The organism is Blastococcus jejuensis, from assembly GCF_039534705.1.
GTDB lineage: Bacteria > Actinomycetota > Actinomycetes > Mycobacteriales > Geodermatophilaceae > Blastococcus_B > Blastococcus_B jejuensis.
In genome coordinates this window covers 226,922-253,169 of sequence record NZ_BAAAVV010000003.1, presented here as the reverse complement: position 1 = coordinate 253,169, position 26,248 = coordinate 226,922, and the positions used below count along the sequence as shown (strand labels likewise).

The 26,248-nt window shown below is 73.5% G+C and carries 24 protein-coding genes and 5 riboswitches; of the genes, 10 read left to right on the top strand and 14 right to left on the bottom strand.

Annotation, left to right across the window (positions count from 1 at the left end; genetic code table 11):
• Positions 1 to 25 precede the first annotated feature (25 nt).
• Positions 26 to 1,261, top strand: coding sequence for a precorrin-6y C5,15-methyltransferase (decarboxylating) subunit CbiE (gene cbiE, locus ABD644_RS08295; RefSeq protein ID WP_344688293.1), 1,236 nt, complete (start codon positions 26 to 28; stop codon positions 1,259 to 1,261).
• A complete protein-coding gene (gene cobM, locus ABD644_RS08290) occupies positions 1,258 to 2,001 on the top strand; it encodes a precorrin-4 C(11)-methyltransferase (RefSeq protein WP_344688291.1) in 744 nt (247 codons plus the stop codon). The genes cbiE and cobM overlap by 4 nt, the downstream gene beginning before the upstream one ends.
• On the opposite strand, the gene ABD644_RS08285 is transcribed toward cobM, so the two are convergent.
• Positions 1,998 to 3,089: a cobalt-precorrin-5B (C(1))-methyltransferase gene (locus ABD644_RS08285; RefSeq protein WP_344688289.1), complete on the bottom strand. Its 1,092-nt coding sequence runs from the start codon at positions 3,087 to 3,089 to the stop codon at positions 1,998 to 2,000. The genes cobM and ABD644_RS08285 overlap by 4 nt on opposite strands.
• Before the next feature lie 26 nt (positions 3,090 to 3,115).
• On the opposite strand from ABD644_RS08285, the gene ABD644_RS08280 reads away from it, so the two are divergent.
• Both ABD644_RS08280 and ABD644_RS08275 read left to right on the top strand, forming a co-directional pair.
• A complete protein-coding gene (locus ABD644_RS08280; protein ID WP_344688287.1) occupies positions 3,116 to 3,847 on the top strand; it encodes a cobalt-precorrin-6A reductase in 732 nt (243 codons plus the stop codon).
• Between the two features lie 96 nt (positions 3,848 to 3,943).
• Positions 3,944 to 5,599 carry an ATP-binding protein gene (locus ABD644_RS08275; protein ID WP_344688286.1) on the top strand — a complete coding sequence of 552 codons (1,656 nt, stop codon included), beginning with the start codon at positions 3,944 to 3,946 and terminating at the stop codon, positions 5,597 to 5,599.
• Positions 5,600 to 5,605: 6 nt separating this feature from the next.
• Here the strand turns inward: ABD644_RS08275 and ABD644_RS08270 are convergent, their stop codons facing one another.
• From ABD644_RS08270 to ABD644_RS08255, 4 genes are all read right to left on the bottom strand, one after another.
• Positions 5,606 to 7,108: a precorrin-2 C(20)-methyltransferase gene (locus tag ABD644_RS08270; protein ID WP_344688284.1), complete on the bottom strand. Its 1,503-nt coding sequence runs from the start codon at positions 7,106 to 7,108 to the stop codon at positions 5,606 to 5,608.
• Complete coding sequence (locus ABD644_RS08265) at positions 7,105 to 7,725, bottom strand: precorrin-8X methylmutase (protein ID WP_344688283.1); 621 nt, start codon at positions 7,723 to 7,725, stop codon at positions 7,105 to 7,107. Before ABD644_RS08265 ends, ABD644_RS08270 begins: the two co-directional genes overlap by 4 nt.
• A gap of 97 nt (positions 7,726 to 7,822) precedes the next feature.
• Complete coding sequence (locus tag ABD644_RS08260) at positions 7,823 to 8,986, bottom strand: precorrin-3B synthase (RefSeq protein ID WP_344688281.1); 1,164 nt, start codon at positions 8,984 to 8,986, stop codon at positions 7,823 to 7,825.
• A gap of 13 nt (positions 8,987 to 8,999) precedes the next feature.
• Positions 9,000 to 9,206 carry a hypothetical protein gene (locus ABD644_RS08255; RefSeq protein ID WP_344688280.1) on the bottom strand — a complete coding sequence of 69 codons (207 nt, stop codon included), beginning with the start codon at positions 9,204 to 9,206 and terminating at the stop codon, positions 9,000 to 9,002.
• Between ABD644_RS08255 and ABD644_RS08250 the strand changes: the two genes are divergently transcribed.
• Positions 9,205 to 10,269: an alpha/beta fold hydrolase gene (locus ABD644_RS08250; RefSeq protein WP_344688279.1), complete on the top strand. Its 1,065-nt coding sequence runs from the start codon at positions 9,205 to 9,207 to the stop codon at positions 10,267 to 10,269. The genes ABD644_RS08255 and ABD644_RS08250 overlap by 2 nt on opposite strands.
• A 77-nt stretch (positions 10,270 to 10,346) precedes the next feature.
• Positions 10,347 to 10,416: riboswitch (cobalamin riboswitch) on the top strand.
• Between the two features lie 51 nt (positions 10,417 to 10,467).
• Positions 10,468 to 14,097, top strand: a complete 3,630-nt coding sequence (cobN, locus tag ABD644_RS08245; protein ID WP_344688278.1) for a cobaltochelatase subunit CobN — start codon at positions 10,468 to 10,470, stop codon at positions 14,095 to 14,097.
• 7 nt (positions 14,098 to 14,104) lie between these two features.
• Here the strand turns inward: cobN and ABD644_RS08240 are convergent, their stop codons facing one another.
• The 3 genes from ABD644_RS08240 to ABD644_RS08230 are packed head-to-tail and all read right to left on the bottom strand — an operon-like array spanning position 14,105 to position 15,971.
• Positions 14,105 to 14,863, bottom strand: a complete 759-nt coding sequence (locus ABD644_RS08240; protein WP_344688277.1) for an adenosylcobinamide-GDP ribazoletransferase — start codon at positions 14,861 to 14,863, stop codon at positions 14,105 to 14,107.
• 38 nt (positions 14,864 to 14,901) lie between these two features.
• Positions 14,902 to 15,429 carry a bifunctional adenosylcobinamide kinase/adenosylcobinamide-phosphate guanylyltransferase gene (gene cobU, locus ABD644_RS08235; RefSeq protein WP_344688276.1) on the bottom strand — a complete coding sequence of 176 codons (528 nt, stop codon included), beginning with the start codon at positions 15,427 to 15,429 and terminating at the stop codon, positions 14,902 to 14,904.
• Positions 15,420 to 15,971, bottom strand: a complete 552-nt coding sequence (locus tag ABD644_RS08230; protein ID WP_344688275.1) for a histidine phosphatase family protein — start codon at positions 15,969 to 15,971, stop codon at positions 15,420 to 15,422. Before ABD644_RS08230 ends, cobU begins: the two co-directional genes overlap by 10 nt.
• 113 nt (positions 15,972 to 16,084) lie before the next feature.
• Between ABD644_RS08230 and ABD644_RS08225 the strand changes: the two genes are divergently transcribed.
• The 3 genes from ABD644_RS08225 (at position 16,085) to bluB (ending at position 20,558) form a co-directional block, all read left to right on the top strand.
• Positions 16,085 to 16,864 carry a S1 family peptidase gene (locus ABD644_RS08225; protein ID WP_344688274.1) on the top strand — a complete coding sequence of 260 codons (780 nt, stop codon included), beginning with the start codon at positions 16,085 to 16,087 and terminating at the stop codon, positions 16,862 to 16,864.
• Positions 16,865 to 16,952: 88 nt separating this feature from the next.
• A riboswitch (TPP riboswitch) is annotated at positions 16,953 to 17,065 on the top strand.
• Positions 17,059 to 18,804, top strand: a complete 1,746-nt coding sequence (thiC, locus tag ABD644_RS08220) for a phosphomethylpyrimidine synthase ThiC (RefSeq protein ID WP_344688273.1) — start codon at positions 17,059 to 17,061, stop codon at positions 18,802 to 18,804. Its footprint overlaps the riboswitch before it by 7 nt.
• The gene (bluB, locus tag ABD644_RS08215) at positions 18,801 to 20,558 is read left to right on the top strand and encodes a 5,6-dimethylbenzimidazole synthase (RefSeq protein WP_344688272.1); all 1,758 of its coding nucleotides are present in this window, start codon (positions 18,801 to 18,803) and stop codon (positions 20,556 to 20,558) included. Before thiC ends, bluB begins: the two co-directional genes overlap by 4 nt.
• An 8-nt stretch (positions 20,559 to 20,566) precedes the next feature.
• Here the strand turns inward: bluB and thiD are convergent, their stop codons facing one another.
• From thiD to thiM, 3 genes are all read right to left on the bottom strand, one after another.
• The gene (gene thiD / locus ABD644_RS08210) at positions 20,567 to 21,376 is read right to left on the bottom strand and encodes a bifunctional hydroxymethylpyrimidine kinase/phosphomethylpyrimidine kinase (RefSeq protein ID WP_344688271.1); all 810 of its coding nucleotides are present in this window, start codon (positions 21,374 to 21,376) and stop codon (positions 20,567 to 20,569) included.
• Entirely contained in the window at positions 21,373 to 22,047 is a 675-nt protein-coding gene (thiE, locus tag ABD644_RS08205) for a thiamine phosphate synthase (protein WP_344688270.1), read from the bottom strand. Before thiE ends, thiD begins: the two co-directional genes overlap by 4 nt.
• Entirely contained in the window at positions 22,044 to 22,856 is an 813-nt protein-coding gene (gene thiM / locus ABD644_RS08200; RefSeq protein ID WP_344688269.1) for a hydroxyethylthiazole kinase, read from the bottom strand. Before thiM ends, thiE begins: the two co-directional genes overlap by 4 nt.
• A riboswitch (TPP riboswitch) is annotated at positions 22,850 to 22,943 on the bottom strand. Its footprint overlaps the gene before it by 7 nt.
• A gap of 58 nt (positions 22,944 to 23,001) precedes the next feature.
• Positions 23,002 to 23,110: riboswitch (TPP riboswitch) on the top strand.
• On the opposite strand from thiM, the gene ABD644_RS08195 reads away from it, so the two are divergent.
• Positions 23,101 to 24,114, top strand: a complete 1,014-nt coding sequence (locus ABD644_RS08195; RefSeq protein ID WP_344688268.1) for an alcohol dehydrogenase catalytic domain-containing protein — start codon at positions 23,101 to 23,103, stop codon at positions 24,112 to 24,114. It overlaps the preceding riboswitch by 10 nt.
• Here the strand turns inward: ABD644_RS08195 and ABD644_RS08190 are convergent.
• The 3 genes from ABD644_RS08190 to ABD644_RS08180 form a co-directional block, all read right to left on the bottom strand.
• Entirely contained in the window at positions 24,104 to 24,874 is a 771-nt protein-coding gene (locus tag ABD644_RS08190; protein ID WP_344688267.1) for a CbtA family protein, read from the bottom strand. The genes ABD644_RS08195 and ABD644_RS08190 overlap by 11 nt on opposite strands.
• Before the next feature lie 10 nt (positions 24,875 to 24,884).
• Positions 24,885 to 25,088, bottom strand: a complete 204-nt coding sequence (locus ABD644_RS08185) for a CbtB-domain containing protein (protein WP_344688266.1) — start codon at positions 25,086 to 25,088, stop codon at positions 24,885 to 24,887.
• A 35-nt stretch (positions 25,089 to 25,123) separates the two neighbouring features.
• Positions 25,124 to 25,298, bottom strand: a riboswitch (cobalamin riboswitch).
• Between the two features lie 38 nt (positions 25,299 to 25,336).
• A complete protein-coding gene (locus tag ABD644_RS08180; RefSeq protein WP_344688265.1) occupies positions 25,337 to 26,038 on the bottom strand; it encodes a (2Fe-2S)-binding protein in 702 nt (233 codons plus the stop codon).
• Positions 26,039 to 26,248 lie beyond the last annotated feature (210 nt).

The following is a 26,248-nucleotide window of genomic DNA, read 5'->3' as shown; positions in this document are numbered from 1 at the left end:
CCGCCCGTCCCTAGGATCGGCGGACATGGCCCTTCCCAGCTCTGCCGACGGCAGCCGGACGCCGATCGTGGTGGTCGGCATCGGTGCCGACGGCTGGTCCGGGCTCGCGCCGGCGTCATCGGCGGCGATCGAGCGGGCCCAGGTGCTCGTGGGCAGCGCCCGCCAGCTCGCGCTGGTGCCGGCATCGGTGCCGGCCGAGCGCGTGCCGTGGCCCTCGCCGATGAGCGCGGCGCTGCCTGGGCTGTTCGACGAGCACGCGGGCCGGGCCGTGGTCGTCCTCGCCAGCGGCGACCCGATGCTCTCGGGCATCGGCACGACGCTGACCCGGCTGCTGGGCGCGGAGCAGGTCCGGGTGATCCCGTACCCGTCGTCGGTGTCGCTGGCCTGCGCCCGGCTGGGCTGGGCGGTCGAGGAGACGACGGTGGTGAGCCTGGTGGGCCGGCCGCTGGACCTCCTGACCCCTCACGTGACCCCCGGGCGGCGGCTGCTCGTGCTCGGCTCCGACGGGGAGACGCCCGCGCAGGTCGGCCGGTTGCTGACCGACCGTGGTTACGGGGCCAGTGCCATGACCGCGCTCGCGCAGCTGGGCGGGCCGGGCGAGCGCGCCCAGACCGCGACGGCCGCCGGCTGGCCGGGCGCGCCGACCGACCCGCTCGTGGTGACCGCGATCGAGGTGGTGCCCGATCCCGGGACCGTCGCGCTGCCGACCGTGCCGGGCCTGCCCGACGAGGTGTTCGACGACGACGGGCAGCTCACCAAGCGCGACGTCCGCGCGGTCGCGCTGGCCAGGCTCGCCCCGCTGCCCGGCCAGCTTCTGTGGGACGTCGGCGCCGGTGCCGGCTCGATCGGCATCGAGTGGATGCGCACGCACCCCTCGTGCCGGTCGGTCGCGGTGGAGTCTCAGCCCGACCGGGCCCGGCGGATCGGCGCGAACGCCGCCCGGCTCGGCGTACCCGGCCTGCAGGTCGTGGAGGGGCGCGCGCCGGAGGCGTTGGCGGGCCTCCCCGGGCCGGACGCCGTCTTCGTCGGTGGCGGAGCCACGACGCCCGAGTTGCTGGACGCCTGCTGGGCGGCGCTGCGGCCCGGCGGCCGGCTGGTCGCGAACGCGGTGACGGTGGAGAGCGAGGCGGTGCTGGCCGGCTGGTTCGCCCGCGTCGGGGGCGAGCTGGTGCGGATCGCCGTCCAGCGGGCCGAGCCGGTCGGCCGGTTCACCGGCTGGAAGCCCGCGATGCCCGTGACCATCTGGAGCGTGTGGAAGTGACCGTGTTCTTCATCGGGGCCGGCCCGGGGGCGCCTGACCTGATCACGCTGCGGGCCGCGCGCATTCTCGCCGCGGCGCCGGTCTGCCTCTACGCCGGCGCGCTGGTGCCGCGGGAGCTACTGGACACCGCGCCCCCGGGTGCCCGGCTGGTCGACACCGCCGACCTCGACCTCGACGCGATCACTTCCGAGCTGGTCGCCGCGCACAAGGCCGGCCTCGACGTCGCCCGGCTGCACTCCGGCGATCCGTCGGTCTACAGCGCGATGGCCGAGCAGATGCGCCGGCTGGACGCCGCCGGCGTGCCCTACGACGTCGTCCCCGGAGTGCCCGCCTTCGCCGCGGCCGCGGCGTCCCTGAGGCGGGAGCTGACCGTGCCCTGCGTCGGGCAGACGGTGATCCTGACCCGGACGTCGGCTCGCTCGACGCCGATGCCGCCGGGGGAGGACCTCGCCACCCTCGGCGCCTCGCGCGCGACGCTGGTGCTGCACCTCGCCGTCCAGCGGATCGCCGAGCTCGTGCCCGAGCTGCTGCCCAACTACGGCGCCGACTGCCCGGTCGCGGTGGTCGCGCGGGCCAGCCGCGACGACGAGCTGGTCCTGCGCGGCACCCTGGCCGACATCGCCGAGCAGGTCGAGGCCGCCGGGGTGAAGCGGACGGCGATCGTCATCGTGGGCTCGGTGCTGGCCGCCGGGGAGTTCCCCGACAGCCACCTGTACTCGACGACGAGATGCCGTTCCTAGGCGCGCCCCACCACGGTGCCGGCGCGGTCGATCACCACGACGTCGACCTCGACCGGCGCTTCCCGGAGCACGCTGAGCGCCGTCGTCCGCGCGCCGGCCGCCACGAGATCGCCCAGCGGCAGCCCCACCGCCTGGCACTGCTGCAGCGCGTCCAGCGCGGTGTTGGCGCCGCGGACGCCCTCGACGAGCCGCGCCGGCCCGCCGGCGGCGCGCACCAGCTCCGCCAGCGCGTCGGTGTCGACCTGCGAGCGGGCCGAGTGCAGGTCGAGGTGGCCCTGGGCGAGCTTGGTCAGCTTGCCGATGCCGCCGGCGACGGTCAGCCGCGGGACGGGGTGCCGACGCAGGTACTTGAGCACCGCGCCGGCGAAGTCGCCCATGTCGAGCAGCGCGTCCTCGGGCAGCCCGTACAGCTCGGTGACCACTCGCTCGCTGGTCGAGCCCGTGCAGCCGGCCACGTGGGTGTGGCCGACCGCCCGGGCGACGTCGATGCCGCGGCGGATCGAGTCGATCCACGACGAGCACGAGTACGGGACGACGACACCCGTCGTGCCGAGGATCGACAGGCCGCCGACGATGCCCAGCCGGGGGTTCCAGGTCCGGCGGGCCAGCTCCTCGCCGTGGGCGACGGAGATCTCGACGACGACGTCGCCGGTGCCGCCGTGCCGGGCCGCGACCGCCGCCACGTGCTCGGTGATGAACCGTCGCGGCATCGGGTTGATAGCCGGTTCGCCGACGGCCAGCGGCAGGCCGGGTTTGGTCACCGTGCCGACCCCCTCGCCGGCGCGGAACGTCACCCCGCTGCCCGGCTCGCCGGGCGTGACGAGGGCCGAGACGAGGGCGCCATGGGTGACGTCGGGGTCGTCGCCGGCGTCCTTGACGATGCCGGCGCTCGCCGCGCCGTCCTCCAGCCGCTCGGTGGCCAGCGCGAAGGACGGGTGCTTGTCCTTCGGCAGATCGATGGTCACCGGGTCGGGGAACTCGCCGGTGAGCAGCGCGGTGTAGGCGGCGGTGGTCGCGGCGGTCGCGCAGGCGCCCGTGGTCCAGCCGTAGCGCAGCCCGGTGCTGCGTTCGCGCCCCGCGTCGGTCACCTGATCAGCATGCACGGGCGCCTGGCGTGACCGGGCGGGTGCTGGTTCTCGGTGGCACCGGCGAGGCGCGGCGGCTGGCCACGGCGCTGGTCGACGACGGCGTCGACGTGCTGAGCTCGCTGGCCGGACGGGTCGCCGATCCGCTGTTGCCACCGGGCGAGGTGCGTGTCGGTGGTTTCGGGGGCGTGGCCGGGCTCACTGCCTGGCTGCGGGCTCATCCGACGGCCGCGGTGGTCGACGCGACCCATCCCTTCGCCGCGGCGATGACGGCGCATGCCGCCGCGGCGTGCGGCCTCACCGGCGTCCCGCTGCTCCGGCTCCAGCGCCCGGGGTGGACGCCGCGGTTCGGGGACGACTGGCGCCGGGTCGACTCGCTGGCCGAGGCCGCCACCGCGGTGGCCGGCTTCGAGTCGGTCTTCCTCACCACCGGGCGGCTCGGGCTTGCTGCCTTCGCCGGGCTCACCGCCCGGTGCCTCGTACGGTCGGTCGACCCGCCGGAGCCACCGTTGCCGCCGCGCGCCACCGTCGTCCTCGCGCGCGGGCCCTTCACCGTCTCCGACGAGCTCGCGCTGATGCGGCAGCACCGCGTGGACGTCGTCGTCACCAAGGACAGCGGCGGTGCGATGACGGCGGCCAAACTCACCGCCGCTCGCGAGCTGAGGCTGCCCGTGGTGCTGGTCCGCCGGCCCCCGCTGCCGGCCGGCGTGCCCACGGTAGCCACGGTCGAGGACGCGCTGGCCTGGCTACCCGACCGGTGAGCCGCGTCGACTCTCCGCTTCATGATTCGAGAATCTTAAAGGACTGCGTCGACTGAAGGACCTCCTCCTGGTCAACATTCGAGTAAGTTGGAGGGCGTGGCGCTCACCCCTCAAGACCTCTTCACCTCCACGGAGGTCTCGTCCGTCGACTTCTGGGACGCGGTGGGCAAGGTCGAACACGAGCGTCTGGACTTCAAGTCCCGCGTACCCAAAGGTTTGTCCGACACCTTGGCGGCCATGGCGATGACCACTGGTGGTCTCGTCGTCATCGGCGTGGACGACGACCGGAACATCTCGGGCGCGCGACTCGAGCAGGCGGTCTACGACGGAGTAATGACCGCAGGCCATGACGTAGAAGTGTCGCTGAGCACTCACGAACTGCTGGTCGGCGGTGTTCCTGTCGTGCTCATCGAGGTTCCGGCAGTCAGCGGGCGCTTGGTCACCACACCCAACGGTCGGGTTCTCCGCCGGGTGGGCTCGTCGAACCACCCCCTCCGAGGTGACGCGCTGGCTCGATTCGTACGAGCAGTAACCCTGCATCCGCGCGAAGATGATCCCGTTCCGAGTGCTGGAGCCTCCGATATCGACCTCGACGCGCTCAACCAGCTCCTCGCGGCGCAGAAGCGCCCTAGAGCTACTCGGCGCACTGCCTTGAAAAGCATGGCAGAGCTTGGGCTGGCCGTAGACCGAGCTGGGAACTGGGTGCCGACCGTGGCCGGGGTCGTTCTGGTCGGTGCCACTCCGGATGCACACATCAAGGGTGCGCGGGTCCAATTCGTCGATCGGCAAGGTGCTGCATCCCGAACCGGAGCGTCAAGGTCAAGGCACACGCTGAGCGCTCCCTTGTCTCGACTAGTTGAGGACCTTGTCGCCCTCATCGAGAATTCGGGAGAGCGGCACGAAGCGGTGGTGGGGCTACGTCGCGAAATCATTCCCGTCTTCCCTCGCGAGGTGCTTCGTGAAGCGTTGCTCAACGCCCTGGCGCACCGGGATTACCAGCTGTCGGGCGGAACGGTGGACGTCACCTTGTTCGCTGACCGCTTGGAGGTGCGTAGCCCTGGCGGACTAGCAGGGCACGTGACCCTCGAGAACCTCAGAGACGAACACTTCTCTCGAAACTCGCGACTCATGGGCGCTCTGAAGAGCCTCGAACTGGTCGATGAGTTCGGGGAGGGCGTGGATCGCATGTACGAGGGGATGGCGGGACGCCTCCTGCCGGAACCGACCTGGTCCGCGACCGACGCCTCCGTAACGGTCGTCCTCCGCAGCGAGTCGCCCGTCAGTCTCGATGACCAGGTGTGGTTGTCCATGCTCAGCGCGACGCAGATGACGGCCGACGAGCGGCGCGTCCTGGTGCAAGCTCGTCACGAGGGGCGGGTTACTCGGCGCAGTGTTCGAGCACTTCTGGGGCCAGACGTCGACGTCCCGGCGCTGCTTCGCGGAATGTTCTTCAAGGCTCTTCTCGTTCAGGTCGGAGAACGGGGAGGGACCTACTACGAGCTCAGTCGCGAAATCGTGGCCCGCGTGGGTTCGTACGGCATCGCGGCACAGGCCCGGCGGCGGGAACAGCTTGTTCAGCTCGTGCAGACGCGAGGGCGGCTGTCGGTGGCCGAGGCTGCGGAGGAACTCGACGTTCCCCGCGAGATTGTGAAGGGCCTACTGGTTGATCTCACGTCAGAGGGTCTGATTCGAGCGGTTGGCAAGACAAGGGCCCGCGTTTATGTGCCAGCCATCGACCCGCAATCGGAATAGATGCGGTCAGCGCTCGCTCGGGTAGTTGCGCGGGGTCCAGACCCGCCCAGGCGGGCTGACCCGGGTCTGCGATGAGCCGACGAGGACCAGGCAGCGCATGTCGACCGTCTCCGGGTCCAGGTCGCCGAGCGTGGTGACCGTGAGATGCTCCTCCGGTCCGCCGACGTCGCGACCGACGACGACCACGGTGTCGGGCGACCGGTTCTCCAGCAGCACCTTCTGCGCCTCGCCCAACTGGTGCGGCCGGTGCTTCGACCGCGGGTTGTAGAGCGCGATCACGAGGTCCGCGGCGGCCGCGTGCCGCAGCCGGTCGACGACGACGTCCCACCGCTTGAGGACATCGGATAGCGACAGCACGCAGAAGTCGTGGCCCAGCGGTGCCCCCACCTTGGCCGCCACCGCTTGCGCGGCGGTCAGGCCGGGCACGATCCGCACCGGGACGCCGGCGAATTCCGGCCGGTCCGCGACCTCGAGCACGGCCGCGGCCATCGCGAACACCCCCGGGTCGCCGCTGGAGACCACCGCCACGCGCCGTCCTGACCGGGCGAACTCCAGCGCGTGCGCGGCCCTCTCGGCCTCGACCCGGTTGTCGCTGGGGCACCGCTCCTGGCGGGGGTTGGCCGGCACCCGGTCCAGATAGGGGCCGTACCCGACGAGGACGTCGGCCGAGGCGAGCGCGTCGGCTGCCTCCGGGGTCGTCCAGGCGCGCGAGCCGGGACCCAGCCCCACGACGACGACCTCGCCGCCGTGCCCGTCGCCGGCCGCCGGGTGGTACGGCACGGCGACCGGGTCGGTGAGCGCGCTGGGTAGCAGGGCGAGGGAGAAGTAGGGGACGCTCGCGGGGTCGACGTCGGCCAGCGGCATGGTCCGCTCGCGGTCGGTGGTCGCCCGCTCCACGTAGAGCGCGCGGCCGAGCGCACCGGCGCGCTCGAACGCCTCTCGCACCTGCGGAAACGTGCGGCCGAGCTTCATCACCGCGGCGGAATCGGTGGTGGCCAGCCACTCGGCCAGCTCCTCGGCCGGCAGCGTGCCGGGCAGCACGGTGAGTACCTCGTCGCGCTCGACGAGCGGCCGGCCGACGGCCGCGGCCGCCCCGCTGACACTGGTTACGCCCGGCACGACCTCGGTCGGGTACCGGTGTGCGAGCCGCTTGTGCATGTGCATGTAGGAGCCGTAGAAGAACGGGTCGCCCTCGGCGAGGACGACGACGTCGCGCCCGGCGTCGAGGTGAGCGGCCAGCCGGGCGGCGGCGTTCTCGTAGAACTCGTCGATCGCGCCCTGGTAGCCGCCGGGGTGGTCGGTGGTCTCCGTGGTGACCGGGTAGACGAGTAGCTCCTCGATCTGGCCCTCCCGCAAGTAGGGCGCAGCCACCCCGCGGGCCACCGACCGGCCGTGCCGGGCCGCGTGGAAGGCCACGACATCGGCGGCGCCGATGAGCCGGGCGGCCTTGACCGTGACCAGTTCCGGGTCGCCCGGGCCCAGCCCCACCCCGTACAGACGCCCGGTCATTCGACGTCGCTCGCGATCGCATTCACGGCGGCCGCCGTCATGGCGCTGCCGCCCCGCCGGCCGCGCACGACCAGGAACTCCAGGTCGGAGGCGGCCAGCGCCTCCTTGGACTCCGCTGCGCCGATGAACCCGACCGGGATGCCGAGGACGGCGGCCGGACGGGGGGCGCCGGCGGCGACCATCTCCAGCAGGTGGAACAGCGCGGTCGGGGCGTTGCCGATGGCGACGACGGCGCCATCGAGCCGGTCGCCCCACAGCTCCAGCGCGGCGGCGGTGCGGGTGGTGCCGAGCCGGGCGGCCAGTTCCGGGGTGCGCGGGTCGTTGAGCGTGCAGACGACGTCGTTGCCCTTCGGCAGCCGGCGGCGGGTCACCCCAGAGGCGACCATCTGCGCGTCGCAGAGCACCGGCGCGCCGGCGTCCAGCGCGGCACGGGCCCGTGCCACGACGCCGGGGGAGAAGCCCAGGTCGCCCACGAGGTCGACCTGCCCGCAGGCGTGGATCATGCGGACGCCCACCCGCGCCACGTCGGCCGGCAGCCGGCCGAGGTCGGCCTCGGCACGGATGGTGGCGAACGACTGCCGGTAGATCTCGGCGCCGTCCTTCTCGTACTCGTACATGCGGTGCGCGGGTCTCCGTCGGCTCGGGAAGTGGCGGCACTGTGCCGCAGCGAGGCTACGTCGCGCCATACCGCCGCCGTCCCGCGGACGGAGCCGCTCAGGACGCGGGAGGGCCGATCCGGTAGCCGGCCGGGGTCGCCACGACGTCCAGGACGCCGCCCGCCGGGCGGCCGCAGCGGCGCTCGCAGCCGGCCCAGTGCTGACGCGCGCCGCCCCCTGGCAGCAGGCCGGTAGAGACGGCCCGTGTGGCGTCGGCCCGGACGTCGGAGAGCGACTTCGCGCAGCCGGGGCGCCCGGCGCAGGCGGTCACCTGCAGCCATGGGCTGCTGGGGTCGAGGACGAGCCCGGCGGCCGACAGCTCGCCGGCTGCTGCCCCGCCTGCCAGGTCCGGGACCACGACGCTGCGCCACGGCGTCACCTGGAGGTCGGTGTCGGCGATCCCGGCGAGCAGGTCGGCCTGTTCGCCGGAGAGCCGACCCAGCGGGACGACCGCGACCAGCGCCGTCCGCCCGTCGTCCTGCGCCACGGCACCGGCCGGGCCGGACAGGGGCGCAGTCGGGACCGGGACGGTCTCGTGCCGGGGGCCGCCGAGGGCGGCGGCGATCCGCGCCGGTCCCTCGACCAGGTCGGCCACGCGCCAGGCGGTGCCGCCCTGGGCCGAGCGCTCGTCGAGGAAGGCGCGGGTGGCGGCGAGCGCCAGGGGAACGGCGCTGTCCGGGGTCGTGCGCAGCCCGGTGTCGGAGCCGGCGAGCAGGAGCGCCACCGTGCCCGCGTCGAGGGCGAGCAGCGCGACGTCCGCGCCCAGGCCGGCAACGTCGCCGCGGCCGTCGTCGAAGGTCGCGAGGAACCGGCCCGGGAGTGCGGCGAGCGACAGGTCGGCGCACAGCCCGGAATCGAAGGCGGCCACCCACGGGCGGACGTCGAGCACGCCACCGGTCCGGCCGCTGAGCACGCTCGCCAGGACGTTGCGCGCCGTCTCGTGGGGGGCACTGGGCAGCAGGCCCGCGGCCGCCAGTCGGTCGCCGAGCTCGCTCTCCGAGCCCGGCCCCAGACCGCGCAGCTGGACATTGCCGCGGCTGGTCAGCCCCAGCGCGCCATCCCCGAGGACCCGCGCGGCCTCGCTCAAGACGCGCAGCTGGGCGACGGTCAGCGTCCCACCGGGGATCCGCACGCGTGCCAGCGCCCCGTCGGCGGCCGCGTGGGTCTGCAGCGCGCCGGGGCAGGCGTCGGCCCGGGTGCGCGGCGTCAGGGGGGCGGTCATGGCGCTGCCGAGGCTACGTCGCCCCCGACGGGTCGTCCGCCGCGTCGGCCAGGATCCGGTGGCAGCGGACGGGGCGGGGAGAGGCGCGGCCGGTCAGGCTGCCGATGCGGTCGCACGTCGGGTCGGCGCGGGCCACGATCAGGTCGGCTCGACACCGGTGCACTCGCCGGCCGTGCGTACGTGCGCCGTCGACCACCGGGACGAGGAGGAGACCGACCATGCAGAACGACTTCTACACGCCCGAGGTGCAGGGAGCCTACGAGCTGCACGACATCGGGGACTTCGACCTTGAGGAGGGCGGCAGCATTCCCGGGCTGCAACTGGCCTATGCGACGTACGGCGAGCTGAACGAGGCGAAGGACAACGCCATCCTCATCCCCACCTGGTTCAGCGGCACCCACCAGACCTGGGAGTTGGCCTACATCGGCCCGGGCCGGGCGCTGGACCCGTCGCGGTGGTTCATCGTCGTCGTCAACCAGATCGGGAACGGCCTGTCGACGTCGCCGCACAACAGCACCGGCCCGATCGCGATGTCGAAGTTCCCCAAGGTACGCATCGGCGACGACGTCCGTGCCCAGCGTCAACTCCTGGTCGACCGCTTCGGCATCGAGCGGCTCGCGCTGGTCGTCGGCGGCTCCATGGGTGCCCAGCAGACCTACGAGTGGGCGGTCCGCTTTCCCGAGATGGTGCTCAGGGCGGCCCCCCTGGCCGGGACGGCGCAGAACACCCCCCACGACTTCCTGTTCACCAAGACCCTCATGGACGCCATCACCTCCGACCCCGGGTTCCAGGGAGGGGAGTACTCCTCGCACACCGAGGTGGCGGACGGGCTCCGCCGCCACGCCGACATCTGGGCCGTCCTCGGACTGTCGACGGAGTTCTGGAAGACCGAGTTCTGGCGGGGCATTGAAGTGGGCGACACCCGTTTCGCCACGACGGAGGACTTCCTGGAGAACTTCATCGAGGCGGTGTTCCTGCAGATGGACCCGAACGCTCTGCTGACGATGGCGTGGAAGTGGCAGCGCGGCGACGTCGCCCGTCACACCGGGGGAGACCTCGCGCAGGCTCTCGGCCGCATCACGGCGAAGACGTTCGTGATGCCCATCGACGAGGACATGTTCTTCCCGCCCCGGGACTGCGCAGCCGAGCAGGCGCTCATCCCCAACAGCGAGTTGCGGACGCTGCCCAGCGTCTGCGGTCACTTCGGCCTCTTCGGCTTCGAGCAGAGCTACCTGGCCGAGGTCGACCGGAACCTCTCCGACCTGCTGGAGACACCCGTCTGATCGCAGCGGCGGGCGCAGGTCGGCGGCCGGGTGCCGGGCGACGAGCGGTAGCGTCGTCGCGATCACGGCAGTGCAGCGAGGAAGCCGGTGCGAGCCCGGTGCGGTCCCGCCACTGTGAGCCCGGAGGACCGGGCGAGCCAGACACTCCGGCTGCCGTGCCCGACGACCCGGGGCGCGGACCCCGATTGAGGTAGCCCGTTGAGCGAGCAGCCCGTCTTCACCCTGCTGTCCACCAGTGACACCGACCTGCTCTCGGCCCGCGCCAGCGGCGCGGACTGGCGGCTGGGAAACCCGGCCCGGCTCGGCGACGCGGGCATCGCCGCGCTGGTCGAGGGCAGTGCGGTGGTCGTCGTCCGGATCCTCGGGGTGCGGCGGCAGTACGAGGAGATGCTCGCCCCGCTGCTGGCCGGCCCCGCGCCCGTCGTCGTCCTCGGCGGTGAGCAGGTGCCCGACGCCGAGCTGATGGAGCTCTCCACCGTGCCCATGGGCCTGGCCACGGAGGCGCACGGCTACCTCGCGCAGGGCGGTCCCGACAACCTGACCCAGCTGCACCGGTTCCTGTCCGACACCGTGCTGCTCACCGGCGAGGGCTTCGAGCCGCCCTCGGTCGCGCCGGACTGGGGCGTGCTGGCCCGCGAGGCGCGCACGACCGCCGGCCCGCGGGTCGCCGTTCTCTACTACCGGGCGCACCACCTGGCCGGGAACACCGCGTTCGTCGAGTCCCTCTGCACGGCGATCGAGGACGCCGGCGGCCAGGCGCTGCCAGTCTTCACGGCCAGCCTGCGCACCGTCGATCCCGGCCTGCTGGACACGCTGCGAACGGCGGACGCCATGGTCGTCACCGTGCTGGCGGCCGGTGGCTCGCGCCCGGCCACGGCACAGGCCGGGGGGGACGACGGCGCCTGGGACGTCGGCGCGCTCGCCGCCCTCGACATCCCGGTGATCCAGGGCCTGTGCCTCACCCGGTCCCGGGCCGAGTGGGCCGCCGACGACGACGGCCTCTCGCCCCTCGACGTGGGCAACCAGGTCGCGATCCCGGAGTTCGACGGCCGGCTGATCAGCGTGCCGTTCTCCTTCAAGGAGACCGACGACGACGGCCTGACCTCCTACGTCGCCGACCCCGAGCGCGCCGCCCGCGTGGCCGGCACCGCGGTCGCCCACGCGCGCCTGCGGCACACCCCGCCGGCCGAGCGGCGGGTCGTCGTGATGTTGTCGGCATACCCGACCAAGCACGCGCGGATCGGCAACGCCGTCGGCCTGGACACGCCCGCCTCCGTCGTCCGGCTGCTGGCCGCCATGGCCGGCCAGGGCTACGACATCGGCCCGTTCGACGGCCCGGATGCGCTGCCCGGTGTCGCCGACCTCGACGGCGACCGGTTGGTGCACGCCCTCATCGCCGCCGGCGGGCAGGACGCCGACTGGCTGACCTCCGAGCAGCTCGAGGGCAACCCGGTGCGCATCCCCGCCGCCGAGTACCGCGCGTTGTTCGACACCTTGCCGGCCGACCTGCGTGACGCCATGGTCGCGCACTGGGGCGAGCCCCCGGGCGCGCTGTTCGTGGACGGCGACGACATCGTCTTCGCCGCGCTACGGGCCGGCAACGTCGTGGTGATGGTGCAGCCGCCGCGCGGCTTCGGCGAGAACCCGATCGCGATCTACCACGACCCCGACCTGCCGCCGTCCCATCATTATCTCGCGGCGTACTGGTGGCTGCGCTCGGTCTTCGGTGCGCACGCCCTGGTGCACGTCGGCAAGCACGGCAACCTCGAGTGGCTGCCCGGCAAGACGGTCGGGATGTCGGCCTCCTGCGGCCCGGACGCGGCGATCGGCGACCTGCCGCTGATCTACCCGTTCCTGGTCAACGACCCCGGCGAGGGCTCCCAGGCCAAGCGCCGGGCCCACGCCACGCTGGTCGACCACATGGTGCCGCCCATGGCCCGCGCCGACACCTACGGCGACATCGCCCGGCTCGAGCAGCTCCTCGACGAGCACGCCAACGTCGCCGCGATGGACCCGGCCAAGCTGCCCGCGGTCCGCGCGCAGATCTGGACCCTCCTGCAGGCCGCCAAGCTCGACCACGATCTCGGGCTCAACGAGCGCCCCGAGGACGACCACTTCGATGAGATGGTCCTGCACGTCGACGGCTGGCTGTGCGAGATCAAGGACTCGCAGATCCGCGACGGGCTGCACGTCCTCGGCACCCCGCCGGCCGGCCAGAACCGGGTGGATCTCGTGCTCGCGATGCTGCGCGCGCGGCAGATCTGGGGGGGAGCCGTCGCGCTGCCCGGCCTGCGCGAGGCGCTCGGTCTGACCGAGGACGGCTCGGCGGGTCTGCACGCCACCGACGCCGTCGAGGCGCAGGCCACGGCGCTGGTAGCCGGCATGGAGGCGCGCGGCTGGGTGCCGGCGGCCGTCAAGGACGTGGTCCGGGAGGTGCTCGGCCGGGACGACGAGGGCGTGGCCGCGGTGCTGCGGTTCGCCGTCGACGAGGTCGTGCCCCGCCTGGAGCGGACCACCGACGAGCTGGACGCGACGCTGCACGCCCTCGAGGGCGGCTACGTGCCGGCCGGCCCCTCGGGCTCGCCCCTGCGCGGGCTGATCAACGTGCTGCCGACCGGCCGCAACTTCTACTCCGTCGACCCCCGCGCGGTACCGTCGCGGCTGGCCTGGGAGACCGGGCAGGCGATGGCCGAGTCGCTGGTGGAGCGCTACCGCAGCGACACCGGCGACTACCCGCGCTCCGTCGGGCTCTCTGTGTGGGGCACCTCGGCGATGCGCACGTCCGGTGACGACATCGCCGAGGTGCTCGCGCTGCTCGGCGTCCGCCCGCTGTGGGACGACGCGTCGCGCCGGATCACGGGACTCGAGCCCGTCCCTCTCGAGGAGCTCGGCCGGCCGCGGATCGACGTCACCGTGCGGATCAGCGGCTTCTTCCGCGACGCCTTCCCGCACGTGGTGACCATGCTGGACGACGCGGTGACGCTGGTGGCTTCGCTCGACGAGCCCGACGACGTCAACTTCGTGAAGGCGCACGTCGAGGCCGACCTCGCCACGCACGGCGACCGGAGGAGGGCCACCACCCGGGTGTTCGGCTCCAAGCCGGGTGCCTACGGGGCCGGGCTGCTGTCGCTCATCGACAGCCGCAATTGGCGCGGCGACGCCGACCTCGCCGAGGTCTACGCGGTCTGGGGTGGCTACGCCTACGGCCGGGATCTCGACGGCGTGCAGGCCCGGCCGGACATGGAGGCCTCCTACAAGCGGATCGCCGTCGCGGCCAAGAACGTCGACACCCGCGAGCACGACATCGCCGACTCCGACGACTACTTCCAGTACCACGGCGGGATGGTGGCGACGGTCCGCGCGCTGACCGGGACGGCGCCGGCGGCCTACATCGGCGATTCCACCCGGCCCGAGCAGGTGCGCACCCGCTCGCTGACCGAGGAGACCTCGCGGGTGTTCCGGGCCCGCGTGGTCAACCCGAAGTGGCTGGAGGCGATGCGCCGGCACGGCTACAAGGGCGCCTTCGAGCTGGCCGCCACCGTCGACTACCTGTTCGGCTATGACGCGACGACCGGCGTGGTCGCCGACTGGATGTACGAGAAGCTCGCCCAGACGTACGTGCTCGATCCGGAGAACCGGCAGTTCATGGAGAAGTCCAATCCCTGGGCGCTGCACGGGATCGCCGAGCGGCTGCTCGAGGCGGTCGACCGGAAGATGTGGGCCGAGCCGGATCCGGCGCTGCTGGCCGAGCTCCAGCAGGCCTACCTCGACACCGAGGGCGACCTGGAGGGTGGGGACACCCCGGCCCAGCAGGGGGCCCCGGCCTGACGGGTGGTCAGGGCCAGAGCGCCGCGGCGGCGAGCAGCGCCGCCGCCGTCGCGGTCTCGCCCATCGCCCCCATCACGTCGCCGTTCACGCCGCCGAGCCGGCGCCGCCCCCGGCGGGACACCACCTCGGCCGCGAGCAGACCGACCGCGGCGGCTCCGGCGAGGGCGCCCGCACGAGCCGGGTCGGCGCCGGTGGCGGGCGCGAGGAGTGCGACCGCGGCCAACGCGCAGCCCAGCAACCACCGGCGGGAGACTGTTCCGGCGACCGCGCGCCCCAGGCTCGAGCCCTCGGCGACGGCCATCCCGGGCAGGCCGGCCCGCGCCATCGCCAGCCGGGAGGTGACGACCGCGGCCCACAGCGGGAGCCACCCGTCCTCCCCGGCCAGGAGAGTGGCGAGGCAGGTCACCTGGAGCAGGAGCACCAGCACGAGGGTGATCACGCCGAACGGGCCGACGTCGCCCCGGCGCATCACCTCGAGCGCCCGCTCCCGACCCCGCAGCGGACCGAGCCCGTCCGCGGTGTCGGCGAGCCCGTCCAGGTGCAGCCCGCGGGTGAGCAGCGCGAGGACGCCTACGGCCAGTACCGCACCGGTACCGGGGGACACCCACCGGCTGCCCGCCAGGGCCACGCCCGCGGCGATCCCGCCCAGGCCCAGCCCGATGAGTGGCGCCCACGGCAGCACCCCCCGTGTCGAGGCCGCTGCTCGGGCGGGCACCGGCAGCACGGTGAGCAGCGCGGCGGACTCGAGCGGCCCGGTCCACCTCATCGCACGTCCCGTGGGGGAACCGGATACCTCCGGCGCGCTCACCGCAGGCGCTGCGGGAGGCCCGCGACGACGAACCAGACCTCGTCCGCGCTGCCGGCCAGCCGCTGGTTGACCGCCCCCAGGACGTCACGGAACTGACGCCCGGAACGGGTCTCGGGGATCACGCCCAGGCCCACCTCGTCGCTCACCGCGACGACGTGGGCCGGTGTCGTCGCCCAGGCCTCGACCAGGGCGTCGCACCGTGCGGTGAGCCGGTCGCCCGCGCCCGGCTCGTCGCTCCAGCTGCCGGCGTCGTCCATCAGCGCGGCGACCCAGGTGGTCACGCTGTCGACGAGGACCGCACCCTCCCGCAGCAGGGCCGAGGGGTCCGTCGTCTCGACCGTCGTCCACGACGACGGCCGGCGGGCACGGTGGGCCGCGATCCGCGCGGCCCACTCGGCATCCTCGCCGGCGGAGCGGGAGGTGGCGAGGTAGGTGACGTCGGTTCGGCCGGCGAGCAGCGACTCGGCGTGCACCGACTTGCCCGACCGGCTGCCGCCGAGGACCAGGATGCGGCTCACGGGCATACCTCCAGCCGGGTCACCGAGCCGTTGTGCGGGGTGACCGCGGGCATGGCTTCGGGCCCGAGCCCGGCCGCCACCGCCTGTGCCGCCCGAATGGTGTCGCCGTGGGTCACGAGCGCGATGACGTCCGCCGGCGGCTCGGCGCACAGCTGACCGAGGTAGGCCGCGACCCGGCCGTGCAGCTGCGCGAGGCTCTCGCCGCCCTCCGCGGCCCAGTGCGGGTCGGTCCAGTCGACGAGGTCCCAGAGTTCGCGCGAGGGACGGCCCTCGAGGACGCCGTACCCCTGCTCGCGCAATTCGGGCGCGGTGGCGAAGCGCAGGCCCGTGGCTCGCGCGCAGTACTCGGCGGTCTGGGTGGCCCGCACCAGATCGCTGGACAGCAGTGCATCGGGTCGCAGGGCCACCAGTTCCCGCGCGGCGCCGGCCGCCTGGACGTGGCCGAGCTCGGTGAGCGGTGGGTGCGGCGTCTGCCCCTGCATCAGGCCCGCGGCGTTCCATTCGCTCTGACCGTGGCGGACGAGCAGCAGGGTGATCGCGGCGGCCATGGTGGGTGGGAGCCTAGCCAAGCCCCCGAGGCGGTTCCGAGCGTGCTCGTGGTCGGTGGCGGGGTGCGCGGTACCCTCCGCTGGTTCGTGCCGATCCACCACGGGGGAATCTCATGCGGCTGCGTCGTCTGCTCGCCCGAGCCGTGTCCACGGCGGTCGCCGTCCTCGCCGTGGGCGCGCTGGGTGTGGCACCGGCCGCCGCCATCGCGAACGGCGTCGCGGCACAGGAGGGGCAGTTCCCGTTCGCGGTGCAGCTGCGGCTGGATGACATCACGCGATCGGACGGGACGACGTACGACAGCGCGTGCTCGGGTGTGCTCATCTCCCCGACCTGGATCATGACCGCCGGTCACTGCTTCCACGACGGGAACCGGAATCGTGTCAGTGGGGCACCCCGTTACGCAGCGACCGCTCGCCTCGGGACCGCCAACACCACGGACCCCGCCGCCGGCGTGACCCGGACCGTCGAGTGGGTCGAGCAGTCCGGCGTCAACGACATCGCCGTGGCCCGGCTCGACGCCCCGGTCGACGGCATCGCCCCGCTCGACCTGAACACCCAGGCGCCGAGGAAGGGGCAGATTCTGACCTTCGCCGGCTGGGGCGCGACCAGCAGCGCGGGCGCGCCCAGCGACCAGCTCTACTGGGGCGAGGTCAAGGTCAGCGCCGTCAAGACGGTCGACGTCCTGGTGAAGGGTTACTGGCCCGCGCCCACCACGAGTGCGTGCCCGTACGACTCGGGCGCGCCCTACTTCGCGACTCCCAGCGGCTCGAGCCCGATCCTGGTCTCGGTGGAGAGCGGCGGCCCGAACTGCCCCCACCGGCTGCAGGAGACGACCGCCCGGGTCGATGTCGTCGCCGGCTGGGTGAGCTCCGTGGTGACCGACCTGCCCTGACCACGGGGCGCGCGTTCCGCGAGCTGCCGCGTCGCGTCGAGGCCGGCACAGCCGGTCCGATCCCGGGTGCCTGGCTGCCCTACAGTGGTCCCGCCACCGCGGGAGCCCGGCGTACCGGGCTGAGAAGACGGCTGAGACGGCCGCTGACCGCCACAACCTGATCCGGTTCGTACCGGCGTAGGGAGGGGATCCCCGTGACAGCTCCGTCCACCACCTTCACAGGCAGCCGCAAGACGTACCTGGCGGGCCCGCGTCCGGACATGCGGGTACCGATGCGCGAGGTCGTGCTCAGCACCGGCGACTCCGTCGTCTTGTACGACACGTCGGGTCCGTACACCGACCCGGCCGCAGAGACCGACGTCCGCACCGGGTTGCCGGCCGTGCGCGCGGCGTGGATCGCCGAGCGCGCGGACACCCAGATCTATGAGGGACGACCGGTCCGAGCCGAGGACGACGGGCGCCGTCCCGGTGACCTGCGCAACCTCGACGCGGTCTTCGGGGGCGATGGCCGCCGCCCCCGGCGGGCTGTCGGCGACGCGGCCGTGACGCAGCTCGGCTACGCCCGGCGGGGTCTGATCACCCCGGAGATGGAGTTCATCGCCGTCCGGGAGGGAGTGTCGGTCGACACCGTGCGTGCCGAGGTCGCCCGAGGCAGAGCGGTGATCCCGGCGAACGTGAACCACCCGGAGTCCGAGCCGATGATCATCGGCCGGGAGTTCCTGGTGAAGGTGAACGCCAACATCGGCAACTCGGCCGTCGCTTCCTCCATCGAGGAGGAGGTGGACAAGATGACCTGGGCGACCCGGTGGGGCGCGGACACGGTCATGGACCTCTCCACCGGCCGCAACATCCACAGCACCCGCGAGTGGATCCTGCGCAACTCCCCGGTGCCGATCGGCACAGTGCCGATCTACCAGGCCCTGGAGAAGGTCGGCGGAAAGGCCGAGGAGCTGACGTGGGAGGTCTACCGCGACACCGTGGTCGAGCAGTGCGAGCAGGGCGTCGACTACATGACCGTGCACGCCGGCGTCCTGCTGCGGTACGTGCCCCTCACCGCCCGGCGCAAGACCGGCATCGTCAGCCGCGGGGGGTCGATCATGGCGGCCTGGTGCCTGGCCCATCACCAGGAGAACTTCCTCTACACCCACTTCGCCGAGCTCTGCGAGATCCTGCGTGCCTACGACGTCACCTTCTCCCTCGGCGACGGGCTGCGGCCGGGTTCGGTGTACGACGCCAACGACGAGGCGCAGCTGGCCGAGCTGCGCACCCTGGGTGAGCTGACCACGGTGGCCTGGGACCACGACGTCCAGGTGATGATCGAGGGCCCGGGCCACGTGCCGATGAACAAGATCAAGGAGAACGTGGACCTGCAGCTCGACCTGTGCCACGAGGCGCCCTTCTACACGCTGGGCCCGCTCACCACGGACGTCGCGCCCGGCTACGACCACATCACCTCGGCGATCGGCGCGGCGATGATCGCCTGGCACGGGACGGCGATGCTCTGCTATGTGACGCCCAAGGAGCACCTGGGACTGCCCGACCGGGACGACGTCAAGGACGGGATGATCGCCTACAAGATCGCCGCCCACGCCGCCGACGTCGCCAAGGGCCACCCCGGCGCTCAGGCGTGGGACGACGCGCTGTCCGACGCCCGGTTCGAGTTCCGCTGGGAGGACCAGTTCACCCTGGCCCTGGATCCCGACACCGCCCGGTCGATGCACGACGAGACGCTGCCCGCGGCGCCGGCCAAGACGGCGCACTTCTGCTCCATGTGCGGCCCGCACTTCTGCTCGATGCGCATCTCGCAGGACGTGCGCCGCTACGCGGAGGAGCGGGGGCTGACGTCGGAGGAGGCGATCGAGGCGGGGCTGAAGGAAGGCGGCCGAGTTCACCGCGCACGGCGGCCGCATCCAGCTGCCGCTGGCGACGTAGCACCGTGACCCCGGGCGAGCGGGTGTGGCCCCGGCCGGTGCCGCTCGTCGGTGACGGGTCGGCCGCCTCTGAGCGAGCTGCCGACCCCACCGGCTGGGCGCTGACACCGGGTCTCCGGGCGGGGCTGTACGAGGCCATCGGGGCCCGGCGCGACGTCCGCCGGTTCCGGCCCGACCCGGTGCCCGGTGAGGTGCTGGACCGGGTACTCGGGGCGGCCCATGCCGCCCCGTCGGTCGGGCACAGCCAGCCGTGGCGGTTCCTGATCGTCCGCGACCCGGAGGTCCGGGACCGGGCAGCGGTCCTCACCGACCGCGAGCGGCTGCGCCAAGCGGCCGGACTCGACGCGGACGCGGGCCGCCGCCTGCTCGACCTGCAGCTCGAGGGCGTCCGCGAGGCCCCGCTGGGGATCGTCGTCTGCTGTGATCGGCGCACCCCGGCAGCCGGGGTGCTGGGCCGGGCCACGTTCCCCGACGCCGACCTGTGGAGCTGCGCGGCCGCGATCCAGAACCTGTGGCTGGCTTCCCGGGCGGAGGGGCTGGGCGTCGGCTGGGTCACCCTCTTCCGCCCGGAGGACCTGGCCGCGCTGCTCGGCCTGCCCGACGGCGTGGTCACGCTGGGCTGGCTGTGCCTCGGCTGGCCCGACGAGCGCCCGCCGGCGCCCGGGCTGGAACGCGCGGGCTGGTCACGGCGGCTCCCGCTGTGCGACGTCGTGCTCACCGACCGCTGGCCCGACGATGGCGGGGCGCCCCCCGCGCCGCCATCGCGAATGCGCGCGCCCGACCAGCTCGCGGTGGTCGGCGCCCGGGACGAGGCGGACCGGCTGCTCACCGTGCCCGGCTCATTGGGGGTGTTGGACCGGGCGATCGACCGCGCCGTGGCGCTGGGCCGCGGTGCGGCCGCCGGAGGGGTGCTCCTCCTGGCCGCCGCGGACCATCCCGTCGCGGTGCACGAGGTCTCTCCCTACCGCTCGTCGGTCACCCGGGACGTGCTGGACGCCGCCGTCCACGGGACCTCGCTCGGCGCCGTCGCCGCCCGATCGGTCGGCCTGGAGCTGCGGATCGTCGACGCAGGGGTGGCCGGGACACCCGTCCCCGGTGTCACGGGCCTGCGGCCGCCGGGACCCCGCGGGGACCTGGTGCACGCGCCGGCGATGACGCTCGCGGACACGCACGACCTCGTCGAGGCCGGGCACCGGCTGGGGAGGGACGTGGGCGCGACCGGCATCGTCGCGCTCGGGGAGATCGGCGTCGCGAACACGACCGTGGCGGCCGCCCTCGCCTGCGGGCTGCTCGGTGCCGACCCCGCCGCGGTGGTCGGTCTCGGATCCGGCGCGGACGCGGCAATGCTCGAGCGCAAGCACGCGGCGGTGTCCGCCGCGGTGGACCGGGCACGACGGGCGCACCCGACGTTGGGTGCGGACCCGCTGCTCACCCTGGCCGAGCTCGGAGGCCCCGAACTGGCGGTGCTCGCAGGGGTCGCACGAGGTGCAGCGGAGGCGAGCGCGGTCGTCGTCCTCGACGGCTTCGCCGTCTCACTCGCGGCCCTCGTGGCGGTGCAGCTCGAACCTGCCGTCCAGGCCTGCCTGGTCGCCGGCCAGCGCAGCCGCGAGGGCGGGCATGCCCTCGTGCTCCAGCACCTGGGCGTCGAGCCGCTGCTCGACCTGCGGATGCGCGCCGGCGAAGGCGTCGGTGCGGCGTTGGCCACCGGCCTGCTCCTCGACGGCCTCGCGCTGCGGCGCGGTGCCGCGCGGGCCGACCACTGACGCGCCGGTCAGTCAGGCCAGATCCCGGCGAAATGGTGCACCGGACCGTGGCCGGAGCCGATGTCGAGCCCATTCCCGGCCCGCAGCGCCCGCTGCAGGTAGTCGCGGGCGCCGTCGACGAGCACGGGCCACCCGGCGCCTGGCCTGCAGGCCGCGAGCGCGGCGATCGCCGAGGAGAGCGTGCACCCGGTGCCGTGAGTCGCGGTCGTGGGCACCCGCGGGCGCCGGGTGACGTGCACGCCCTGAGCGGAGGCCAGCACGTCGACGCTCTCCTCGCCGCCGAGGTGCCCGCCCTTGAGCAGCACGGCGCGCGGTCCCAGCGTCAGGAGGGCGACGGCCTGCTCCGGGAGGGCGTCGACGTCGGTGGCCGGGGCGACGTCGAGTAGTGCCGCGGCCTCCGGCACGTTCGGTGTGACCAGGTCGGCGAGCGGCAGCAGCTCGTCGCGGACGGCGGACACCGCGGCCTCGTCGATCAGCCGGTCCCCGCTCGTGGCGACCATCACGGGGTCGCAGACGACGGGGCCGGGACGGCGCTCGGCGAGCACGGCGGCCACCTCGCGCACCACCTCGGCGGTGCCCAGCATGCCGAGTTTGGTGGCGTGCACCTCGACGTCGTCGAGCAGGGTACGCAGCTGCAGCTCGACGAACGCGGCCGGGACCGGATGGACCCCGGTGACCCCACGGGTGTTCTGCGCGGTCAGCGCGGTGAGGACGGCGGTGCCGTAGGCGCCCAGCGCGCTGAACGTCTTCAGGTCTGCTTGCACGCCGGCGCCACCGCTGGGGTCGCTACCGGCGACGGTGAGGGCCACGGCGGTCACCGGTACACCTCGGCGGGCACGCCTCGGGAGAGTTCTCGACGCAGCTTCCGGGCCGCGGACGCCGGGTCGGCCGCCGCGCAGAGGGCCGACACCACGCAGATGCCGTCGACCCCGGTGGCCGCGACCTCTGCGGCCCGGTCGGCGCCGATGCCACCGATGGCCACGGCGGTCAGCCCCCCGGCGCGGGCGGCGGCCGCCAGCTCGCGGGTCCCGTCCAGGCCCAGAGCCGGTCCGGCATCGGGCTTGGTCGGCGTTCCCCACACCGGGCTCACGCCGACCAGGTCCAGCGTCCCGGTCGGCAGTGCCAGGGCGGCAGCGATTTCGGCGGGCGACGACACCGACAGGCCGAGCAGCCGTCGGGGGCCGATCAGGGCCCGCACCTCGGTGGCCGGCAGGTCCTCCTGGCCAACATGCACGCCGTCGGCGGCGGCCAGCAGCGCGACGTCGACCGCGTCGTTCACCACGACGGCCACCCCCGGGACCTCCGCGACCGCCTCCTGCACCGCCCTGGTGAGGGCGAGCAGGTCGCGACGGGAGGCGCCCTTGTCGCGCACCTGCACCGCGGTCACCCCACCGGCCACCGCCGCCCGGACGACGTCGGCCACCGGCCGCGGCGCGCACAGCTGCGTGTCGGTGACCAGGTAGAGCGTCGGGTCAAACGGCGGTCTCATCGGGCGACGCGCACGTCTGCCTTCGCCAGCGCGTCGGCGTCGACCGCGTCGAGTGCGTCGAGCCACGCGGCGGCGAACGTGCCCGGTCCGGCGGCCGTCGCCGCGGCTCGTTCCGCGGCGAGTGCCACGTGGGCGTGGGCGGCGACCGCTCCGGTCAGCGGGTCGTCGGTGGCGGCGACGTAGGCGGCGACGAGGGCGCCGAGCGCGCACCCGGCACCCGTCGTCCTCGTCAGGAGCACCGAACCGCCACCCACCCGGACGGTTCGCGTTCCGTCGGTGAGCAGGTCGACCTCCCCGCTGACGGCCACCACGCCACCGGTCCGCCGGGCCAGCTCGGCGGCGGCGGTGGCGGCGTCATCGGTTCCCGCGGTGCTGTCCACGCCCCGCCCGCCCGCGCCTGCGCCGGCGAGCGCCATCACCTCCGAGGCGTTCCCGCGCACCACAGTGGGACGCAGTGCCAGCAGCTCGTCGGCCAGCGTGGTGCGGTAGGCGAGGGCGCCGACGGCGACGGGGTCGAGGACCCATGGCGTCCCCGCCGTCCCGGCGGAGCGCGCGGCGATCCGCATCGCCTCCGCGGTCCGCTCGTGGACGGTCCCCACGTTCACCAGCACCGCGGAGGCGACGGCGGCGAAGTCGCCGGCCTCCTGCGGGGCGTCCACCATCGCGGGTGCGGCGCCGACGGCCAGGAGCGCGTTGGCGGTGAGGGCCTGGACGACGGTGTTGGTCAGGCAGTGCACCAGGGGGGCGGTCGCGCGCAGCGCCTCGTGGACGGCGCGCAGGTCGATCAGTTCCGTGCTGGATCCGGACATGCCGGTGACATCCCTTCGCCAGTGTCAACTGGAGCAGGTTCGACGGGTGTGTTCTCAGTCCCGGGCGGGACACCCCGTGCCACGTACGCCGCGAACGTAACAGCCGCCCGGGCGCGTGCAGCCTCGGACCCTGGCGGTAGCCTGCCCGGCGTATCGCGGGAGCCCATCCGAGTGGGCTGAGAGGGCGGCTAGGGCCGCCGACCGTTCGAACCTGTCCGGGTCATGCCGGCGTAGGGAGGCAGTTGTGCGTGCTGTGCGGTTTCATGAGGTCGGTCGGCCGCTGGGGACGGAGGACGTCGAGCCGCCCCGGCCAGGCCCGTGGGACGTGCTGATCGACGTGGCGGCGGCTGGGGTCTGCGGCACCGAGCTGCATTTCGTTGACGGGTTGCTCACCCCGGGCCGGAGGCCGATCACCCTCGGCCACGAGGTCGCGGGGATCGTCGCCGAGGTCGGCGAGGCCGTCGAGCACGTCCAGCCCGGTGACCGGGTCGCGGTGCACTACCTGCATGCCTGCGGCCGCTGCCGGTGGTGCCGCACGGGGGACGACCATCTCTGCGACGCCCCGCTGGGCTTCCTGGCCTTCGGCACCGACGGCGGGTTCGCCGAGCAGCTCGTCGTCCCGGCGTCGGCGACCGTGCCCGTTCCCCAGGGACTCGACCTGGCAGAGGCGGCCGCTCTCTGCTGCAGCGGCACCACGGCGCTCCACGCGGTCGACGTTGCCGGGATCACCGCGGGCGCCACGGCGGTGGTCTACGGCAGCGGTGGAGTGGGCCTTGCGCTCGTGCAGGTGCTCAGGGAAGCCGGAGCGCGACCCATCGCCGTCGCCCGCAACCCGGAACGGCTGGCACTCGCGCGGGAGCTGGGCGCCGAGACGACGGTGAACGCGGCCAGGGAGGACGTGGTCGCCGCGATCCGCGCGGCGACCGGCGGGGCTGGGGCCGACGTGGTCTTCGAGCTGGTCGGCACTCGGGTCACGGGTGCGGCCGCGCTGGCGTCCCTCGCCAAGCGTGGCACCCTGGTCTATGTCGGCTACAGCTTCGATCGGGTGGAATTCGACCCGCTGTCGCTCGTCGTGCCGGAACAGCGCATCGTCACGTCGGTCGGCAACCGCCGCTCCGAACTGGTGGAGGCTCTCGACCTCGCCGCTCGAGGTCGGCTCATCACGCGGGTGACGCGCTACCCGCTGGGCGACGTCGGGCGGGTGCTCGACGATCTGCGCGCCGGCCGGGTGCTCGGCCGCGCCGTGCTCATCCCGTGATCGGTGGGCGGGCCAGCCGGTCGACCAGCCAGCCGCCGGCCAGGCCCAGGGTCGTCCACAGCACCGCGAGCTGCCCCAGCGAGGCGACCCGGAAGTCCCACACCATCGCCGCGGGCACGTCCGCGGCGATCGGGTCCGGATTGGCGGGGATCAGGACGAGAATGGTCCCCAGGAGCAGGGTGAGCGTCCCGACGGCGGCGGTCGCGGTCGCCGCGGGACTGACCGCCCGGCTCTGCAGGAAGCTGACCAGTGCCGCGACCAGCATCGCGGAGACGATGCCGCTCAGGAGGACGGTCCCGTAGATCGCCGTCCGGGTGCCGACGGTCGCGGGGTCACCGAGGGCAGGCGGATTGGCCGGGATCTTCAACGCCGGCAACAGGGCGAAGATGCCGAAACCGATCCCGGCGAGCAGGCACACCCGGGCCAGGTCCGTCCGGCCGGGCAGCCGGTGGCGGACCAGCGCATAGACGCCCGTGAAGACCACCGCCAGCACCACGCCGGCCAGCAGGGTCCCGAGGAAACCGCCGACCAGCTGCTCCGCGCGACCGAACAGCTCCTCGGCGTGGTCGTGGACGCCCCCACCGGCTGCCGCACGAGCTTCCTCCAGTTCGAGGGCCGGCTCGATCGCGCGCTCGGTGACGAGGAGGGAGTAGACCCCGGAGAGCGTCCCGGCGATCAGCCCGGCCAGGACCATGCGGCCGAGCAGTGGTCCGAAGCGCGGCGCCTGCAGCGTCGGGGAGCGGTCCAGGGTCCTGGTCATGCCCGTCGCCTCAGTGGCAGGGCATGCCCAGCGAGTGCCGGGCGTCGTGGAAGAACTCGTGGGCTGTGTCGCCGAACTGGGCGAGAACCGCACCATTGTCCTGCGCGACCAGGTACAGCGCGAAGAGCGCGAGCAGCGAGAGCGCCCAGGCCCAGGCAGGGACGTGGATCCGGGTATCGGCGGAGGACGGCTGGGCGTGCTGGAGGGAGGTCATGCGGGAGGAGTCCTTTCATCCATGCCTCGTGGAATGCAGCAGTACGAGCCGCAGCAGGTTTCCTGACTCCCGGATCGATGCTCGCCCCGACCTTCCCAGCCGCCGGTGTGGCGACCAGTGGTGTCGTGGGGGTCCGCTCCCCGGTCACAGTGGCGAGGACCGTGCCGGTATCGCACCGGCTTCCCTGACACTGCGGCGCCGGTGACGCTACACCCGGTCGGCAGGGGCTTCACGGGCCGTCCGTCGCTTCACCTTCGCGCGTCGAGGATGCAGTCACCGCAGGTGCCCGCGTCGGGCAGCCGGTAGCACAGGCAGCAGGACCGTCGCACGAAGGAGCCGTCCTCGCGTCGCCGCCCCGTGCCCTCGAGGGGCCCGGAGCGGAGCAGCGCGTCGAGGACGGCGTCCGCCCGCGCGGCGAGCTCGGGACGAGCCACCCCGGCCATCCGCAGGGCACCGGCGACGGCGGACGTCACGTTGCCGTCGAGCAACCGGGGAGAGACGGAGCAGACGGCCCGCACCGCGGCAGTGAGTGGGCGGACAGCGGGAGTCAGCCAATGGAGATGCAACGCGTCAGCCAGTTCCTCGGCGCTACCGACGGCGACTGCTGACGTCGCCGACAACGCCAGGGGGAGGGGGTTCGCACCTGTGAGGTGGACGTGCACGTTCTCGACCGGCGTCACGGGCAGGACGCCCGACAGCAGCGCGGCGCCCAGCAGCGGCGAGACCAACCGGGCGACCAGTCCGAGATGGGTGAGCGACGCGACCACGGCAGGCTCGATGTCCGGCACCGGCTTCCACGCGGCGAGCGCGGCGTGGACCTCCTCGGTGCGGAAGCGGAGCGCCTTCGGATCGGTGCTCAGCGCAGCCCAGGACGTCCAGTCGGGTGACGGGTGATCGTCGACCCGGAAGAAGGGTCCGAGCGCTCCGGCCGCAGCCAGTGAACGGTCCACGCGCTGATGGCCGAACGGGAGCGCTGTCACTCGGTCAGCATGCCCGGTGTCAAGGGGAGCGGGCTGTCACCGTCTACTTCTACCGGGCCAGGACGTTTGGTGACGACGGTCGGGCTTGAACGAAGAGGACGTCCGTTTCCCGCGCCTGGTCTGATGGAGGCTCTCATTCGCGGGAAGCACGAGAGTCATGGCGGCACCGCGAACCGCCCG

What these genes read in the sequence shown, in the direction of transcription:
- ABD644_RS08270 (WP_344688284.1), bottom strand. Translation starts at nt 7,108, where the DNA reads ATGACCGGGCGTCTGTACGGGGTGGGGCTGGGCCCGGGCGACCCGGAA.
- cbiE (WP_344688293.1), top strand. Translation starts at nt 26, where the DNA reads ATGGCCCTTCCCAGCTCTGCCGACGGCAGCCGGACGCCGATCGTGGTG.
- ABD644_RS08240 (WP_344688277.1), bottom strand. Translation starts at nt 14,863, where the DNA reads ATGAGGTGGACCGGGCCGCTCGAGTCCGCCGCGCTGCTCACCGTGCTG.
- ABD644_RS08230 (WP_344688275.1), bottom strand. Translation starts at nt 15,971, where the DNA reads ATGGCCGCCGCGATCACCCTGCTGCTCGTCCGCCACGGTCAGAGCGAA.
- thiM (WP_344688269.1), bottom strand. Translation starts at nt 22,856, where the DNA reads ATGTCCGGATCCAGCACGGAACTGATCGACCTGCGCGCCGTCCACGAG.
- ABD644_RS08255 (WP_344688280.1), bottom strand. Translation starts at nt 9,206, where the DNA reads ATGGTCGGTCTCCTCCTCGTCCCGGTGGTCGACGGCGCACGTACGCAC.
- thiE (WP_344688270.1), bottom strand. Translation starts at nt 22,047, where the DNA reads ATGAGACCGCCGTTTGACCCGACGCTCTACCTGGTCACCGACACGCAG.
- cobU (WP_344688276.1), bottom strand. Translation starts at nt 15,429, where the DNA reads ATGCCCGTGAGCCGCATCCTGGTCCTCGGCGGCAGCCGGTCGGGCAAG.
- ABD644_RS08185 (WP_344688266.1), bottom strand. Translation starts at nt 25,088, where the DNA reads ATGACCTCCCTCCAGCACGCCCAGCCGTCCTCCGCCGATACCCGGATC.
- ABD644_RS08250 (WP_344688279.1), top strand. Translation starts at nt 9,205, where the DNA reads ATGCAGAACGACTTCTACACGCCCGAGGTGCAGGGAGCCTACGAGCTG.
- ABD644_RS08190 (WP_344688267.1), bottom strand. Translation starts at nt 24,874, where the DNA reads ATGACCAGGACCCTGGACCGCTCCCCGACGCTGCAGGCGCCGCGCTTC.
- ABD644_RS08265 (WP_344688283.1), bottom strand. Translation starts at nt 7,725, where the DNA reads ATGTACGAGTACGAGAAGGACGGCGCCGAGATCTACCGGCAGTCGTTC.
- ABD644_RS08260 (WP_344688281.1), bottom strand. Translation starts at nt 8,986, where the DNA reads ATGACCGCCCCCCTGACGCCGCGCACCCGGGCCGACGCCTGCCCCGGC.
- ABD644_RS08225 (WP_344688274.1), top strand. Translation starts at nt 16,085, where the DNA reads ATGCGGCTGCGTCGTCTGCTCGCCCGAGCCGTGTCCACGGCGGTCGCC.